Annotated in this window: 13 protein-coding genes; 1 reads left to right on the forward strand and 12 read right to left on the reverse strand. The window is 60.4% G+C overall.

Features of this window, described 5'->3' with window-relative positions; genetic code table 11:
- Nucleotides 1-117 precede the first annotated feature (117 nt).
- On the forward strand, nt 118-1062 hold the full coding sequence (locus ASF43_RS13860; protein ID WP_156373309.1) for a glycoside hydrolase family 26 protein: 945 nt from the start codon (nt 118-120) through the stop codon (nt 1060-1062).
- 40 nt (nt 1063-1102) lie between these two features.
- Here the strand turns inward: ASF43_RS13860 and ASF43_RS29855 are convergent, their stop codons facing one another.
- The 12 genes from ASF43_RS29855 to epsA all read right to left on the reverse strand — a co-directional run bounded on the left by ASF43_RS29855 (nt 1103) and on the right by epsA (nt 16132).
- Nucleotides 1103-2179, reverse strand: a complete 1077-nt coding sequence (locus ASF43_RS29855) for an acyltransferase (RefSeq protein ID WP_082497848.1) — start codon at nt 2177-2179, stop codon at nt 1103-1105.
- A 339-nt stretch (nt 2180-2518) separates the two neighbouring features.
- Nucleotides 2519-3757 carry a glycosyltransferase gene (locus ASF43_RS13865; RefSeq protein ID WP_082497849.1) on the reverse strand — a complete coding sequence of 413 codons (1239 nt, stop codon included), beginning with the start codon at nt 3755-3757 and terminating at the stop codon, nt 2519-2521.
- Nucleotides 3758-3882: 125 nt separating this feature from the next.
- The gene (locus ASF43_RS13870) at nt 3883-5349 is read right to left on the reverse strand and encodes a lipopolysaccharide biosynthesis protein (protein WP_056181926.1); all 1467 of its coding nucleotides are present in this window, start codon (nt 5347-5349) and stop codon (nt 3883-3885) included.
- A gap of 12 nt (nt 5350-5361) precedes the next feature.
- A complete protein-coding gene (locus ASF43_RS13875; RefSeq protein ID WP_056181928.1) occupies nt 5362-6762 on the reverse strand; it encodes a Coenzyme F420 hydrogenase/dehydrogenase, beta subunit C-terminal domain in 1401 nt (466 codons plus the stop codon).
- 88 nt (nt 6763-6850) lie between these two features.
- Complete coding sequence (locus tag ASF43_RS13880) at nt 6851-8017, reverse strand: polysaccharide pyruvyl transferase family protein (RefSeq protein WP_162241805.1); 1167 nt, start codon at nt 8015-8017, stop codon at nt 6851-6853.
- Between the two features lie 57 nt (nt 8018-8074).
- Nucleotides 8075-9010 carry a glycosyltransferase family A protein gene (locus ASF43_RS13885; RefSeq protein WP_082497851.1) on the reverse strand — a complete coding sequence of 312 codons (936 nt, stop codon included), beginning with the start codon at nt 9008-9010 and terminating at the stop codon, nt 8075-8077.
- A 94-nt stretch (nt 9011-9104) separates the two neighbouring features.
- Entirely contained in the window at nt 9105-10292 is a 1188-nt protein-coding gene (locus tag ASF43_RS13890) for a glycosyltransferase (protein WP_082497852.1), read from the reverse strand.
- A gap of 151 nt (nt 10293-10443) precedes the next feature.
- Nucleotides 10444-11757: a Gfo/Idh/MocA family protein gene (locus tag ASF43_RS13895; protein WP_056181938.1), complete on the reverse strand. Its 1314-nt coding sequence runs from the start codon at nt 11755-11757 to the stop codon at nt 10444-10446.
- 84 nt (nt 11758-11841) lie between these two features.
- Nucleotides 11842-12660, reverse strand: coding sequence for a polysaccharide export protein EpsE (gene epsE, locus ASF43_RS13900; protein ID WP_056181941.1), 819 nt, complete (start codon nt 12658-12660; stop codon nt 11842-11844).
- A 37-nt stretch (nt 12661-12697) separates the two neighbouring features.
- Complete coding sequence (gene epsL / locus ASF43_RS13905; protein ID WP_056181944.1) at nt 12698-13888, reverse strand: XrtB/PEP-CTERM-associated polysaccharide biosynthesis outer membrane protein EpsL; 1191 nt, start codon at nt 13886-13888, stop codon at nt 12698-12700.
- A 5-nt stretch (nt 13889-13893) separates the two neighbouring features.
- On the reverse strand, nt 13894-15315 hold the full coding sequence (locus tag ASF43_RS13910) for an undecaprenyl-phosphate glucose phosphotransferase (protein WP_200932527.1): 1422 nt from the start codon (nt 15313-15315) through the stop codon (nt 13894-13896).
- On the reverse strand, nt 15308-16132 hold the full coding sequence (gene epsA / locus ASF43_RS13915; protein WP_082497853.1) for an XrtB/PEP-CTERM-associated transcriptional regulator EpsA: 825 nt from the start codon (nt 16130-16132) through the stop codon (nt 15308-15310). The genes ASF43_RS13910 and epsA overlap by 8 nt, the downstream gene beginning before the upstream one ends.
- Between the last annotated feature and the right edge of the window lie 314 nt (nt 16133-16446).

Consider the following 16446-nt stretch of genomic DNA (forward strand, 5'->3'; position numbering starts at 1 on the left):
GATGAGTCGAAACTCAAGCGCTTGAATTGGGTTGGTTCATTGCAGCGGTTTGAATCTTGTAATAGTTTTTTGATTCTGTTGCGCATTTATTATTGCGGCTTTTACCAGGAGAATCTCATGGGGCTGAAGCATTTTCTTGCCGGCGTGTTGCTTTGCGCAAGCGGTGGCTTTGCAGCGGCTGCCACCGACATGGCATCGTCTCTCGGGTTTTACTTGGGCCCTGGTTGCAATGGAACTGCCAGGGTGCCGCTGACGGAGAAATGGCTCGGGCGCCGTCCCGCTCGGGCTATCGATTTTTTCTCGAACGAATCGTGGGCGCAGCTGGTCAGCGCTGCGAACCGCGGCTCTCGTTGCTGGCAGGCCACCGGCCTTCAAATGACATTCTCCGTGCCCATGTTGCCGAAAGACGGCTCGTCCACCTTGGCCGAAGGCGCCCAGGGTGCTTACAACGAGCATTTCGTCAAAGTGGCGCAGACCCTGGTGCAAAACGGATACGCCGACGCCGTGGTGCGGATCGGTTGGGAGTTCAATCACTCCTGGTTCCCATGGCGCGCCGCGCAGAATCCCGAGGCTTGGGTGACGTATTGGCGCCAGATTGTCACAGCCATGCGATCTGTGCCCGGCGCACAGTTTCGCTTTGACTGGTGCCCTGCCTGGGGCAAGGGGGAGTTGGACCCTGAAGATGTCTATCCGGGCGATGAGTACGTGGACATCATCGGCCTGGATATTTACAACGTGTCCTGGAACCCCAGGAATGCGCAGGACAGGTGGACGCTGAAGCGCACATACACCAATGGCCTGGAATGGCATCGTAAGTTCGCGGCATCGCGCGGCAAACCGGTTTCTTTTCCTGAGTGGGGAACGGGCAAGCGACCAGACGGGCGGGGCGGCGGCGACGATCCCTATTACATCCAGAAGATGACGGACTGGATTCAAAACTCCAATTTGGCTTATCACAACTATTGGGACTATGGTGCCAGGGACTTCAATGGCACTATTTCCAATGGAAACATGCCAAACTCTGAGGGCGAGTTCTTGAGAATTCTTGGCGGTGCAAAGTGAATGGATTAATAAGCACCACGGCGAAACCTGATGCATTGTCTTAGGCAGAAGGTTGCGAAGCTTTTCTTGCCAAAGCACTTTGTGATGGCTGTCCTATGTGGCGCCACAATGCGGTCATTTTTTTCAGCAATGGTTTCTCGACTACGTAGTAGATGATCACGCCGACGATAGAACAAGCTATAACGCAAGCCGCCAATACAAAAACAATATTTGTCGGCGTTGGCTCAGATAGATTCAAGCGGTTGAATATTTTGTAGCAGTACGGGAGAACGAATACATGGGTGAGATAGATTGAATAGGAGGCATCACCCAGGATTGTCAATATCTTTTGAGGTTTCAGGGCTCTGCCAACATGTAATCCGCTCCACACGATAAGGGCCGATATGGTTCCGTCGGCAATAAGTCGTGGTACAGGGCCGTTGGGGAGAGCTAGTAATATGAAGCCTACAACGAGTAGCGCCGCTGAAATGTTGGTGTGTGGAACCCACTTCTTTTGAGCGAAGACAATATACACGCCGACTCCCAGTGCGAACTCCCCAAGCATTGATCCGGTCCAGATGCGCCAAGGCGCACTGTCCAGCTTCCAGATTTGCCCAACGGTTACAAGAAGCAGAATGGTGCAAACTAGCACTAAATATTTGCGGCTTCCAAAAATAATAGATGCGCCAAAAAGAATATAGAAAAATATTTCAAAATTTAATGTCCAGCCTACAATAAGCGACGGATAGATTTCACCTGGATATGATTCGCTAAATCTGGGGATGAACGCGAAATCATAGGCTACACTCGGATCTGTCGTTCCTCGGCGAAGCGTGTGGCGATTTTGAATTAATAGCGCCAGCCAGTAGAGTGGGATGATCCGGATAGCTCGGCGAGCAAAAAAGTCGAGGGCTTGCAGTCGTCTGTTCAATGCCGGATCGAAGTTTCGAGTGGCATGGACCATAATGAATCCACTAATAATGAAAAATATGTCAACGCCGGCACTTCCGAAATTCGACCATGTTGGAACTGTGCCGTAGTAATGGCGGGCGTGGTGGACAACCACCATCAATGCCGCAACGCCTCGAAGATACTGAATTCCGTTGAGGGATTCGCTTTGGCCGCGCGCTGTTGACATCGGTTGGTCCTTGGAATGAAAAATAATTATTGATGCAACTTGCTTGAATGAAGCAAGATCTTCGGTTGGTGCAATTTGGGATGGCTTCGATAGTAGGATTGGACGAGTGCGAGCTATAAACTTGCACGAGTCGTGGAGCAAAACTTGCAATAGTTATTCGTCGATCACCAGGTTTTTACCGAAAAATGATGATCGAAATTCTTTCTTGGCCACACCACGACTAGTTAGATTTCTTGTGCTGCACTGCACAATGATCGCATGCTCCACGCCTTGAGGCATCACGGCGTTGCTTCTTCTGCATTGCAGCCGCGTTGGATGTTCCGACAACAGAGACTTAGTTCAGGCGGCGGACACCGTCTCATCGATCGTTGTAGAAAAACTCTCGAACGAAAACTGCGCATTCGCCCCCGCTGTGGCCTGCGCGCCCATGCGCGCTGTGCCCTTCATGTCGCCAAGCAATGCGATGCACTTGTCGGCGAATGCTTGGGCGTCACCTGCAAGTTGCAAGCCATCCAGGTTTTCGAAGCCCTTGACTGCGTGAGGCGTAACCACACAGCAGCGCCCGTAGGCCAGGGACTCGATGACTTTGATGTTGGTGCCGCCCCCACTGAACAGAGGCGCGATCGTGAACAGTGCGCTCTGGTAGGCGGCTTGCAGGTCGTCCACGCGGCCCAGGCAGCGCACGCCTGCCGTTTGCGACCAACGTAGCTTCAAGTCTTCATCGGACAGCTTGCCCACGAGGTGCAGTTCGCTGCCTGGATGCGCCTGGTGCACGAGCGGCCACACCTGCCGGATGAACCAGTCGAACCCTTCCCGGTTGGGCATCCAGTCGTAGACGCCCACGCCCAGCACGATGCGCTGCATGGCCGGCGCCAATGGCTGGACGCCGTGCGGGTAAGAGGCAAATGGGATGTTGGGCAGCAGGCGCACGGCACTGCATTGGAGCATCTGCACGTCTTTCTTCTTGGTGGCCCAGACGCCCGCGCAGCGCGCCACGAGTTCCTTTTCCTTCTTGCGGTAGGACGCTGCCACGCGGCGGTAAAGCTGTGGAATCAGCTGGCGCTTCTCGCCTGCGGCCCTGGTTGCCCAGACCTCAGATTCCAGGTCGTCCAGGTCGACGTACAGGGCGGGGTGATCGAACACGCCGGACTGGTAGGCGGTGGAGAGGTAGCGCGTGACGACTGCGTCGTAGTTGCCTGCGGCCAGGCGTTCTGCCACCGCGCGCCGCATCGCCCGGCTGTGGAAGAAGGTGTACCGCCAACCCAGGGCCGAATAGACGAGACGTTGAAAGGGCTTGTCGATGCGCGGAGCGCCCAGGCGCCATTGCTGCGGAGCCCACGCACTGTATTGGCGCGGCACATGCCCGATGAAATTGAACTCCGAGCGCAGGATGGGCAGCGCGTGGTCGGGCACTTTGCAGTCACCGACCAGGAGGAAATCCACATGTCCGAGCTGCTGCAATGCTTTGAGCAGCAGGAATGTGCGCTGGTTGGCGCCGGAATCCGTCGGGTATGGAAGTGTCGGGCTCAGCAACAGGAATCGCCTGCCAACGCGAGGCGGCTTGGGGTCGACTGTCATTGCGCGTGAGTGCTCATGATTTCAAGAATGCCTGCTGCCGCAGACCGAACAATGCGTTGACGGGGCGCTGGCGCCGGCCGGTGGGCGCCTGCCTGCGTACCTGCAGCGTCTGCCTTCGGCTTTTTTCACGCCTTCCTGCGCGATCCGATCATGTTGAAGATGAACTGCTCGGCCCCGTCGGGCCGCTTGGCGAGTGCCCACAAGCCCAGGTGTGTGCACACATAGAGAGCGGACCCGGTTGCAACCAGCAAGATGACTTGAACGATCTGCATGGGCGTTCCGGTGGGAATCTCGATGGAGTGCTTCAACAGCTCGACCCCACCGACCATGACGGCGACGCTGATCAAGCTGCGCCAGATGTTGCTGATCTGGCGCAGTACCGAGATTTGGATGAATCGACGGGCGATGACCAGGGTCATGACGATGATGACAAGACCCCCGAGCGACCTCGCAATGACTGCCCCCAGCAGGCCAAAGTACCACGCGCCGCCCAGGGTCAGCGGCACGCGCATGCCGAAGTTGACGGCTTCGCGCACGACCAGCACCCTGGGCTGGCCGACCGCCATGGCCAGGGAGAGCAGGGGCAGGTAGAGGACTTGCAGCGACACGACAGGGGCCAACCAGTAGATGACTGTCACGACGGAGTTCCAGTCGGGACCGAGGATCAGCGGCACGATGCGGTCCGCGGTGGCGGCGAGGCCGAAGCCAAAGGGCAACAGGATGATGACGAGCATCTGCTGGGCCTTGAGGTAAGCGGCGCGCATGCGGTCGGGGTCTCCATGCAGCCGGGCGAAGCCGCCGAACATCGTTTGCATGATCGGCGCTGCGAAGGCGTAGGTTGCCAGCGATGCCATGTCGCTGCCAACGGTGTATTGCCCCAGTTGGGCCTTGCCCAGGATATGGCCGATCAGGAAGCGGTCCGACTGCAGGTTGACGGTGGAGATGAAGCGTGACGCTGTAGTCCAGCCCGCAAAATCGAGCAGGCTCCTGGTGCCTTTGAGGCGCAGGCGTGGTCGATACGGGGCGAGGAAATAGCTGTAGACGGTGGAGACCAATGGAGTGACCAGTTGGCTCACGATGAGCGCCCAGTACGATCGCGTGGCGTACGCAAGCACGATGGAGACCACCAGGCCCGCCAGGCGCCCGACGAGTTGCATGCGCGCGCCAGGGCCGTATTGGAGCCGGTGCAGGTAGTGCACGAGAGCGGGGCTGGAGAACCCGCCCAGCAGCGGAACCAGTGCCAGTACCAGGAGGATTTCGGTCAGCCTGCTGTCTTCGTACAGTGTTGCCATGGGCAGCGCTGTACCTGCGATGACGAGCGACACGATGAGCGCCCGCAAGGCGTTGAGCGTGAAGGCGGTGTCGACGTCCCGCGGGTCGATTTCCTTGCGCTGCACCAGCGCCTCGCTCACGTTCAACTCTGTCGTGGCGCGCACGATGGCCAGAACCGAGGCCGCCAGCGCCACCAGGCCGAAGTCGGCCGGCGTGAGCAGGCGCGCCATGATGACCAGCGAAATGATGTCCACGAACTTCATGAGCAGCTGAAGAGCTGTCAGAAGCGCGGCGCCGAGCGCCACTTTACGTCCGAGCATGTATTGACTTCTTCAGCGCTTCAAGGCTGCCCGCAGGCGCCTGACGACGCGCCTGGCGAAGCCCTTGAAGCCGGGGCTTGCCTCTCGCAGCGTTGCCTTGGTGTACCGGGCGACGATGGGCTTGATCTCCCGCTCGAATGCGGCCAAGGGCTGGTAGTTCTTGCGAAGCACGCCGTAGATGGCGGCCGACTGCACTGCAATGGCGAGCCGTGCGTCGTAAATCTTCCGGCGGTGCCTGGTGGGCGCCAGGGCGGGCTCGACGCGCTTGATCGGAATCCACTTGCCTTGGCGCTTGCGCTGCGCAAGACGATGGGCCAGCCCCTCACGGCGGTGCCGCAGTCCTGACGACTGGCTCTGGATGACCGCTTCGACATCAGCTTCTCCCAGCATGAGGGCGCCGCGTTCGGCCCCTTCCCGGATGACGCAGTCGAGATAGGCGTTCCTGGTGACGACCACGTTGGTCCCCAGCGGGTCGGCGATGTAGTTCGGCAACCAGGCATCCCCAATCGCCACATCGGCGCATTCGGCCAGCACATCGTCGCAGTACTCGCACGCGGCGTTCTTGAACAGCCCTTCGCCCCAGTCCCGTCCGCGAACCGAGGCCATGGGCCAGGCCTCTTCCGCGGTGATCGTGCCCGCGTCGTTCTTCTGGAACGCAAAGCCGTAGTCGGATGCTCGACGGTCCATGAGCTTGCGGCGGAAATCGAACGTGGCAAGCGAGCCGGGTTCGGCCTGCTTTTGCCAGGCCAGGTACTCGGCGAAGTAGTGGCTCTTGAGATGGCCGCAGACGAGTCCCAGGCAGAACGGGGTCTGCTCGCGAGACAGGAGGCCTTCGTCCTGCATCAGCCTGACTGCCTTGATGAAGCAGGGCAGCCCGACCACGGCGTAGCGCTTGGACGAGCCCTGAAGCTTCGCCAGGACGCCCGACATTTCGATCGGGTAGTAGCGTGACTTGGCGCCGGCCGTCATGTCTTGCGCCGACTCGGAGATGGCGTAGTGAAACAGCAGGCCTTCGTTCTCGCTTGGATCTGCTGGCTTGACGTGCAGGACGGCGTCAATGTCTCCGCGGCGAAACAGCTCGGCAAGAATCCAGCTGACGAGACCACCCGAGCCACCGCGGACCCGAAATTCGCTCTCGTTCACGTGGGCGGCAAACGTGCTTCTGTACCGCCCGATCTGGGAGTCCTCCGGCAGTTCCGGATAGAGGCGCGCCGCAATCTGGCTTTCGTTGCTGGACGCGCCGGACATGGGGCACAGGCGGGACAGCGTTGCGTCCTTCTCGGTACTGGTGGCCTTGGCGGCCAGGTGTCCGGCATCCGTCATGCCGATCGCATAGAGGTCCGGGCGCGCGAACGCGCAAGTCCCACACCCGATGCACATGTTGGACGCGATTACTTGTTCGATCTCAGACATCTGGCTTGCTCAAATTTCAGCGCCGTGGTCCATGCGTGAGGACTGCATAGGACACGGCTTCAAAGGGGCCGGGCTGGCAGGCGACAGATCAATCAAGTGCTTTCCTCAAGAACGCCGCCGACATCGTCTGCAAGTCTTTCAGCTTCGACTTCACACGCTGGTAGTCGATCGGCTGTTGGACGAGCTCGGTGATGTTGGGCGCTTGCGCATCGGTGACCAGGCGGTCTCTGAGGTCCAACTGCTCAAGCAGGGACACGAAGCGGTCAGCGCCGCGGTTGCGGTTGACGATGGCCAGAAACTTCTTTTCGAAGATGATCGAGAAGACCATGCCATGGAAGGAGTCGGTCAGAACGAAGTCCGCGTCCATGAATGCGCGTATCCATTCCGGGATGTCGATGGTCTTGGAGCCCGTATCCAAGGTCAGTGAACGGTACGCATATTGCGAGCCGAGCGCGGCCCGGACGTCGCGCGTGAACCCCTGCCGGTCAGGCCCTTCGTCCAGAACGTAGCTGAGAAAGGTTTTTTTTGAGGGCCTGCTACGGGCGCCTGCAATTTCTTCATAGAACGCGGGGTCCACCAGCAGCGTGGGGTCTAGGACATGCTGGGCGTCATGGCGGTCAAACACCGTTGCGCAAATCTCCACGCCAGATGCTTCGCGCACCGAAACCGCGTGAAACTGAGCAATCAACTCCCTGGTACGCGCCGTGTGTTCTGGAAACGTCCACGTGCCGTGGCCAAACGATGCGCTGTAGGAGATCTTGCGGATATCCGCAGTGGGTGCGTAACCGAAGAAATAGTCTTCCTCGGCATTGCTGGGAAAGTAGTCGAGGCGCCAGACCTGGTCGGATCCCACGACAAGTGCGTCCAGGCCAAAACGCTGCGCAGCGGCAGCCAAGTCCTGCGTGCTGCCGAGGTGACCGGTTCGATTGGGCAGGAAGCGTTTCAGGAATGCCTGGTGCGTCTCGATTCTTCGATCACGCAGTGCGATATCGGCTTTCTTGAGCAGCTTGCGTTTAACGGAGGCCGGCATGACGTTGAGCGCGGGTGATTTGCCATCGACCGAGGCTGCCAACTGATTGCGCAAAACAGGCAGCCAGGGCAGCCGTTTCAACGAGCCGATCAACGTTCGGTGCACGACGGAAGTCGGCCATTTGCGTTGGCCGCGTTCCAGAAAAACCACCTCATGCTGCAAGTCCTTGGCCAGCACGCGATAGAGCGCTGCCGCTTGCAGAATGCCACCATAGTTGGTGTGCAAAGGAAGGGTCAGAAGACCTATGCGTCTAGCCACGCGGCTGCTCCGATAATTTGAATGTCATGACTTTTGGAGGCCACGGCTTTGCAGGTGTTTCAAATACCGCCGGATGTCTGCCTTTAGCCTCCACGGCCGCAGCAGGCGGTATTTGCAGCGCAGTGCAAAGCATTTGATGATGTGGCCAGAGTCGGCCAAGGTGTCTGCGTCATCGGATGCCGTTCTTTGTGCAAGCACAAAAAATGCCTTTCGATGCTCGGGCGCCATCTTTTTCATGAGCTGGTAACCCCACTTTGCAAGCGGGCGCTCGCGATCGCGCTTCTTGATCGCAAAGCCCAGGTCCGAGTCTTCAATGTGATAAAAAATGTGGCGGGCGGGGTCCCAAAATACCGGGCCCATGAAAAGAATCTGGCCCCATAGATAGCTGTCTTCTCCCCACAGACAGCGGTCGCGGTCGAAATAACCTCCAGCGGCCAGAAAGGCTTCACGCCGTACGATGGTCGAGCTCGAATGCAACCCGTCCAACGCATATTTCATCCATTGATGGCCAGCGGCCACTTTCGGTGGAGGCAGCAACGCGGGCGTCGGCGTCAGCAGGGATACCTTGTCCGTGACCTGGTCTGCGTAAACCCCAGTGTCGAAGCCACAGGCGTAGGCCACTGCTTGCGGATGATTTTCCAGTGCCGTCAGGCCGGCCGCCAGAAAATCGGGCTTCCATTCGTCATCGCCATCGAGGAACGAGAACAGGGGGGCCCGCGCATGGGACGCGCCGACGTTCCTGGCGCGGCCGGGGCCTGCATTGGGCTGGCGCACCAGCTTGATGCGATCGTCCGCCATTGCTTGGACGACTGCGGCCGAATTGTCTGTACTGCCATCGTCTACCACGATGATTTCAATGTCGGTGATCCGCTGCGTAATCACGGAGCGAATGGCCCGCTCGATCGTCTGGCTCTTGTTGTAGAGGGGGATGACGACCGAGATTCGCGGCATGCCGTTCATGTTGGCATCCTGCGGATGCGGCAGGCCCGGCGAACCGTATTTGGGGTGGCGCCTGTGCGTACGGGGCGGCGGTGCCAGCAGGGAGTTGTCGCGGTCATTGGATGATGTGTTCCAAGGTTGCGATGGACGTGCGCATGCTGGTCTCGACGAAGGCCCTGGCCATCTCGCTTTCGCGCGCTCTGCGGTGATCGTCTATGAGCAACATGACGCAATGCTCGTGAAAGTCGGCGGCAAATATGCTGCAGTGGAACAGCCCTTGCCCGACTGCCATTTCAATGCCGCTGCAGCCTTCGTGGGTGGTGACGACTGGCACGCCATACGACATGGCTTCGACAGTCTTGATTTTCAAACCTGTGCCGGAAACACAAGGGTTGATGACCACGGAGCATCGGCTGTAGAAATCAGCCCACAGATCGCCCACGCGCCCGATGAAGCTGACGCCTGGCAGCGCACGGTCGATGGACAGATCGCCCGCCACCAGCAATTTCACGTCAGGGTTTGCTGCAATGATTTTTGGCCACTGGTGCTCGATGAATTTCAGCAGGCCTTCCACATTATGGTGGTTTTTGGAGCCGATATATCCCAACACCATATTGGACGGCGTGCCGCCACGATGGTGCTGAGCAGGCGCCTTCAGGATGTCGACCAGCGCCACTTGCGTTTTGGAGCCAGCCAGCAACTTGGTGAAGTGTTCGCGCTCGTTCTGCTGGATCGCAATGACGCGGTGGAAGCTGGAAAGCAGGCGTCGTTCCTGCCGCTTGCTCAGCGACCACCACATGCCGGCGCCACCGGAGGCGCGAATCCGCTTGTTGCGGTCCGTGAAGCTGTCGTGCGTGTCGACGATCTTGCGGCGGGTGTCGTCCAGGCAATCGGCCAGCTCTGCCATCAATGCGTATTCGAAGATCACGGCATCGGGCCTGATCTTCTGCACGATCTCCTTGAACTGTCTTTTGTCCTGGGGGCGGAAGATGCCGGATGTGATGGTCACGTCCTGCGCCGCTTCGAATCTGCGCAAGCCACGACGCAGCAGTACACGCCATACCTTTTGCTGCAGGTTTCCACCGATGACACGCCCGCCATTCAGTTCGTGGTAGTTGGCGCCATAGACGGTGGCCATCTCATGGCCGCTGCGTGTGTCCTGGATCAACCGGATGGGGCACAGCAGGAAATGGATGTCGCAGCCCAGCGAGCGCAGGCTGTCCACCATCTGGTTGATGCGGGAGCTGTTGCCCGCCAGGGCAGGGTGGCTGACGACGGGGCTGGCGATGAGCACTTTTTTCATGGGGCGCAGTAGCAGTGCGCAGCCCGGCCTGCTCCCGAGCCGGCCTTCGATGGCCGTGTGGGCATGGACACGGCCGCATGGGCTGCGCGCTTGTCCGCGAGCCCGGTCGACCAGGCGCTTTTTACGAAGAATTGGATCAAAGGTGCTTGCATCAACGCTTGTGCAGTGCTTCCACAATCCTGCTAGCTGCTTTTTCAAGCAGAGCCGGATGTGCAGTCGCGAGGTAGTCAGGCTGGTTGATGCTGATGTCGGCTAGCGGCTCTATGGGGGCAAAGCTGGTCGTCGGCTTGAGCGCAACGCCATGCGCGCCGGCGCGCTGGATCAGCAACGACAACTCGTTGATATGCATGTGGAAATCCGGCGGCATGGGTTGTGGCCGGTTCTCTTGCATGGCGCGTGCCATCTCCGCTAGGCCGGCCAGCTTGTCTTGCGCATAGATCTCGCGCCGGCGCAGCCAGCTCACGAAGCGGTGCTTGAGCGAGGTGCCGACGCCTTTTTCGGTCTCGACCGCGTGGGACTTCCAGCGCCGCACCAGCGGCACGCGCCGGCCGCCGGCGCCGAATAGCCGACCGAGCAGCGGCTGGGTGCGCACGGTGTAGGCCTTGCGCGCTGCGAGCGTCACGCGCGAGAACCGCTCCAGGTGCACGGGCGATTGGTCGTGGAACACGTTGTCGACCGTGATCTCACCTTGCTCGCCGATGACCCGCATCTGGTGGTTGCGCGGGGAGACCCAGGTGCAGGTGACGCGTGCGGCCACGCCGTTGGCGAAGTGGAGGCAGGCGACCGAGAAGTCGGGGGTGTCAGGGGGAGTCAGCGGCGTGTCGGTCTTGTGGTGCACCAGGAAGTCCGAAAACGCCGTGACCGAGATGACTGGGCCGAACATGGCGCACAGCCAGACCAGGTGGTAGGCAACGTGTTCCACCGTGCACCCTTCCTGGAATTCTTCCGCGTAGGGGAAGGGCGCGCCAGTCGGGCTTTGCACCTTCTCCAACTGCATCATGTGAGCCGGGTTGTCATCGAGCTCGGCATAGACGAGCACAGGCTTGCCGATAGCGCCGTCGCGCACGGCCTTCCATAACGTGCTGACAGCATCGCAATACAGGTTGCTCGGGGCACCTGTAAGAACCAGGCCGAGCTGCTCGGCCAGCGCGAACAGTTCGCGTGTCTGGTCGATGTCAGTGGTGAAAGGTTTTTCGGAATAGACGTGCTTGCCGGCTTCCAATGCGCGCCGGATGACTGCGTTGTGCGACTGGATGCTCGTCAAGTTGACTACCGTCTCGACGGCCGGATCCGTGAGAAGTGCTTCTAGACTGGAATAGACCTTGTAGCCGTAGTGTTGCGAAACGGTGGCTGAGCGCGCGGTGTCGATGTCGAACACGCCGCAGATCTCCAGTTCGTGGTGCGCCCACTGGGTGCGCATGTAGATGTCGAACACGTATCCGCATCCGATGAAGGCAATCTTCATGTCGCGTGGCTTCCTTGGGGTTGGCTGTCGGTGGCAGTGAGGCCGCGGAGCCGCGGCCCGCGAAATGGATGCCGGCGCCGTACGCTAGAACAGGCTCTCGCGCACGTAGATCACATCGTTTTGCTGCAGCGTGTCTGTCAGCGATGGCGTCGTCTGCTGCACGACGCCTGAGGCATCGCGCCGGTGCAGGCGCAAGCGCGACTCGCTGCCTCGGTTGGTCGGACCACCGCCCATGGCCAGGCCTTGCATGACCGTCATCCCGCGCTCGATGCGATAGGGACCGGCGCGTTGCGCTTCACCGTAGATGTAGAACACGGGCGCCCGGTGCACGTACAGCGTGTCACCCGCGGCAACCAACAGGTTGTTGCCCGATTCCTCGTCCAAGAACAATGCAGGAATGTCGATTAGCTTGCGGAACGGCTTGCCGTCGCGCATGCCGCTGAGGATAACAGTGTCGTCTCCAGTGCTTGTGGTTCCGCCGGCCATTGCCAGCACGTCGCTGACGCGGGTATTGGCGATCTCTAGAGGAAAGCGACCTGGGCGTTGCACTTGTCCCAGCACGGAAACCTGGTTGCCACGCACCTGCACGAGGACGATGTTGACCTGAGGCTGCTGCAGGAAGCCGCCGCTCTTGAGTGCGGCGGCAATTTTCTTTTCGGCATTGGCAATGCTGAGCCCGCCGATGGTTACGCCGCCTACGAGCGGCATGGTGATGGCGCCACTTTCCGAAACGCGCGCATCGGTGGTCAGGTCCGGGCTTTGGAACACGAGCACACGGATGGTGTCTCCTGCGCCGAGCCGGTAGTCCTGTGTGACCTGGTCTTGTGCCAGTGCAGCAGCGCCGGTGAACAGCAGGCAGCACAGCAACAGCACGCGCCAAATCAGGGGGTGGGATTGGGACATTGAGTGCATGGTAGGAGGCATGGAAAGCAGGTCTGGGTCAAAAGCGGAATGTCGCATCCACCGTGGCGCTGTTGTTGGTGTAGTCGGCGCCGCTGATGGTGGACGTTCGGCGACTGCGTTGCACCGCGGCACCGAAGGACAGTGCGTCTATCGGGGTCCACCGCAGGCCCAGCCGCATACCGTGGATCTTGTCTTCTCGGTTTTCTGGGACGACACCAGGCGGCGTGCCGTCGAAGTCATTGATCGTGCGGTCAAAGCCCGCATACACGACAGTCCGCGAGCGTACGGACCAGTTCGCGCTCAGCCCTAGTCGGCTATTGCTGATGTAGCTGCTGGTGTTGTTCTGGTTCGCTGAAAGGCCACGTGAAGCGAGGGCCTGGAAATGTAGCTTGCCGGTCGCCGCCCATTGGGCGTTGATGTCACCAACGACCCCCGAAAAGTCACGCAGCGCCAGGCCGGGATGCTCGCGTGATAGGTGTGCAATGCGAGCGCCAACGGTAGTTTTACCCGTGACCGCCCACGCAAAACGCAGCTCATGCTGCAGTTGTTCGAATGACCTGGGCAACGCGGTTACCCCAGGAATGCGGTTCTGGTACGTGCCTTGGCCATCAAGCAAACGGTAACTGATGCTGCTGCCAGAAGGGAAAAGATACCGGACGCCGATTGAAACATTGCGCAGCGTGTAGTCGCCTTGCTCTGCGATCGGCTGCTCATTGGTACGCGTTTCCCGTTCCAATCCCCCCAGCAAGCGCCAGTCCCGGCCTACTACGGCTTCCATTGAGGCAGCCGTCGTCTGATCGGTGCGGAGATTGCGAGCGCGGCCTCCAAAATAGTCATAGGAGTTAAGTGCTTCGTCCTGCTCTCGGCGCAATGTGCCGTGCAGGCGCGGGGTCAAGCTCCAATGCCACACAGCGCGATAGTTCAATGCGTTGTAGTTAAGGTAGTCGCTGGTGCGAAACCTGTTCGCTACAACGCTGGCGTCTAATTCAACGCGCTGAAGTGAATATTGCTTGTCCAGCTCCATCCCCAAGGTGGTCATGTCCCGCGTTTCCGAGCGGACCGGATTACTGGCGTTGATCCCGGAACTGCGAAAAAAATTGGAGTCGTACAGCACGGCGTGCCGCACCCGGAAGTTCAGTGTGTCGAACTGGTCGGCACGCGCCGGGGAATACGCAGCGAGCACCGCCAATGCAGCCAGCGCACGTGTGGCGCGGATCGGAGTTCTCATCACCCTCAGAACGCCTTGCTGTCCTTGAACACCACACCCACCGTCCGCGCCACGATGTACAGATCGAGCCGCACTGACCAATTCCGCAAGTAGTCCAGGTCGAATTCGATGCGGCGGCGCATGGAGTCCAGGTCGTCGCCGCCCCGGTAGCCGTTGACCTGCGCCCAGCCGGTGATGCCCGGTCGCACCTTGTGCCGGATCATGTAGCCGGAGATGAGCTTGCGGTACTGCTCGTTGACGGCAATGGCATGCGGCCGCGGACCGACGACGCTCATGCGGCCTTGCAATACGTTGAAGAACTGGGGTAGTTCATCCAGCGAAGTCTTGCGGATGAAGGCGCCGACGCGCGTGACGCGCGCGTCCCCGCGCTTGACCTGGGTGTAGCTGGTCGCGCCGTCTTCCGTGACCGTCATGGAGCGGAACTTGTAGACCAGGATTTCCTTGCCGTCGAGCCCGTAGCGGCGCTGCTTGAAGATGATGGGGCCGGGCGAGGTGAGCTTGATGCTGATCGCGACGGCCAGCATGACGGGCGAGATCATGATCAGGATGATCAGCGCGAGCGAGAAGTCCCACAGCCGCTTGACCGCGCCGCTGGTGCCGCGGAACGGCGTCTCGCAGACGGAAATGACGGGCATGCCGTAGACCGAGTCGGTGCGGCCCTGGATCAGGTCGGTGACGAACATGTCCGGCACGAAATAAATCGAGGCCGTCGTGTCTTTGAGGCCGTCGAGCACCTGCAGGATGCGCGGCTGTGAGGCCATGGGCAGCGACAGGTAGATGATCTGGATGTCGTTGGCCTTCACGTACGCCGGCAGGCCTGCCAGGCGATCGATGAGGCCGAAGCCGATGGGCGCGTTGAGGCGGTGCAGCTCGCGGTCGTCGAAGAAGCCGGCCACGTCCACGCGGGCGTAGGGGGTGTCGCGGATGCGGCGCGCCAGCGCGATGCCCTGTGTGTTCATGCCGACGATGACGGCTTTGCGCGACGGGCCGCGCAGGCTGAGCACGAAAGGGGCAGCCAGGCGCAGCGCGCGGTGGGCGACGATCTGGGCCACCGGTGCGATCCAGAGCCAGGCGAGCAGGGCGTTGCGCGAGAACTCGCGGATGTAGCCCGTGGCGATGCCCGTGATGAGCAGCAACGCCGCGATGCCGATCCAGTTGATCACGGTCTGCGTGACCAGCTTGCCCAGCGACGACTGCAGCTGCGTGGTGCCGGGGAAGGTCATGGCGAACACGATGACCGACAGGATCAGGTGCGACGGCGGCAGCGCGCCGTCGAAATACAAGCCGATGCCCCACAGGGACAGCACCAATACGCCGGGGTCGATCAGCGATTCGATGAACCTCAGGGGGTGGTCTCGGCCCAGGGTGCCGGCGCCGATGGGCGTGGCCGGCTTGGGCTCGGGCAGGGGAAGGGATTGACTATCCATGAAGCATGCTGTCCTTGAAACGGGACACGGCTTGCGCCCGGCTGTACACGTCGAGCTTTTTGAAGATACGTTGCAGGTGGTTCTTGACCGTGAACGCGCTGATGTCCAGGATGGCGCCGATCTCGTGATTGGTCTTGCCCATCTCGACCCAGCGCATGATCTGCAGCTCGCGCTCGGTCATGGCGGGGGTGTTGAACTGGCCCGACGTGGCCGGCACCGTGATCTGCTCGGGTTGCATGCGCGGCATTGCCGTGGCGTGCTCGTGGTACGGCTGGACGGTGGGCCGTGCAGACCGGCGCGGTAGCGTCGCGACCTGGCGAAAGCCCAGGTCGATGTGCGGCAGCAGCGCTGCCAGCGCCCCTGCGGTCTCCGCGCCGTGGCCGGCAGCTGGCGAGACCAGCACATACATACAGTCCTGGCCGGTCCTCCGGTCGCGCAGTCCATGCACCAGCATGGAGCGCGAGGCGAGCGCCAGGCTGGCAAGGGCACCCTGCAATACGTCGCCAGCCACGGTGCATGGCTGCTCGCCGTGGTCCTGCCAATGCGCGAAAAGCTGCCGGGTCGGTGCCTGCAACTTGTCAGCCTCCACTGCGCTGGTGCGCACGCCGGGGAGGTCGGACACGATGTCGAACTCGAAGGCGCCGCCGCGCAGGTTGCCCCAGGCGGCAAGCAAGATGTCGTGTGGCAGGATCTGCTGCATGTCGACGCTGCGCAGCCAAGTCAACAGACCCAGGTGCGTGCGGATGCCAGGCGCTGCAGCCAGCAGCCGCATGCATCGGTCACGGTCCTCGGTGGCAAGTTGATCTAAAAACTGCATGAGATCCCTGGGCTAGAGAGCAATCGGAGGCCCTGGAACGAGCGGCGGCGGCAGAGAGGGAAGTAGGAACGGCTGCCGCAAGTCTGCAACAAGAACGTTGCGAATTGTAACGGCGATATGTTTCGATCTAGTTGCATTGCAACGCGGCCTTGGACTTGCGCGGCGCTTATTATCGAATTGCATGCACTCGACCAGATTCACGCGAATGCATTCAAAGACTGATTATGTCGTCCCAACGCGGTGACTGATTGCGGCCTTGTGCCTTGAAGTTCATGCTTTCCATAGATCGCCCGAATGTTAGCCGGTGGGTGTGA

Origin of the sequence: Pseudorhodoferax sp. Leaf267 (assembly GCF_001422405.1) — a bacterium.
Classification (GTDB): domain Bacteria; phylum Pseudomonadota; class Gammaproteobacteria; order Burkholderiales; family Burkholderiaceae_C; genus Pseudorhodoferax.

Coding starts and splice junctions, on each gene's coding strand:
- ASF43_RS13860 (WP_156373309.1), top strand. CDS start 118: ATGGGGCTGAAGCATTTTCTTGCCGGCGTGTTGCTTTGCGCAAGCGGT.
- ASF43_RS29855 (WP_082497848.1), bottom strand. CDS start 2,179: ATGTCAACAGCGCGCGGCCAAAGCGAATCCCTCAACGGAATTCAGTAT.
- ASF43_RS13865 (WP_082497849.1), bottom strand. CDS start 3,757: ATGACAGTCGACCCCAAGCCGCCTCGCGTTGGCAGGCGATTCCTGTTG.
- ASF43_RS13870 (WP_056181926.1), bottom strand. CDS start 5,349: ATGCTCGGACGTAAAGTGGCGCTCGGCGCCGCGCTTCTGACAGCTCTT.
- ASF43_RS13875 (WP_056181928.1), bottom strand. CDS start 6,762: ATGTCTGAGATCGAACAAGTAATCGCGTCCAACATGTGCATCGGGTGT.
- ASF43_RS13885 (WP_082497851.1), bottom strand. CDS start 9,010: ATGAACGGCATGCCGCGAATCTCGGTCGTCATCCCCCTCTACAACAAG.
- ASF43_RS13890 (WP_082497852.1), bottom strand. CDS start 10,292: ATGAAAAAAGTGCTCATCGCCAGCCCCGTCGTCAGCCACCCTGCCCTG.
- ASF43_RS13895 (WP_056181938.1), bottom strand. CDS start 11,757: ATGAAGATTGCCTTCATCGGATGCGGATACGTGTTCGACATCTACATG.
- epsE (WP_056181941.1), bottom strand. CDS start 12,660: ATGTCCCAATCCCACCCCCTGATTTGGCGCGTGCTGTTGCTGTGCTGC.
- epsL (WP_056181944.1), bottom strand. CDS start 13,888: ATGAGAACTCCGATCCGCGCCACACGTGCGCTGGCTGCATTGGCGGTG.
- ASF43_RS13910 (WP_200932527.1), bottom strand. CDS start 15,315: ATGGATAGTCAATCCCTTCCCCTGCCCGAGCCCAAGCCGGCCACGCCC.
- epsA (WP_082497853.1), bottom strand. CDS start 16,132: ATGCAGTTTTTAGATCAACTTGCCACCGAGGACCGTGACCGATGCATG.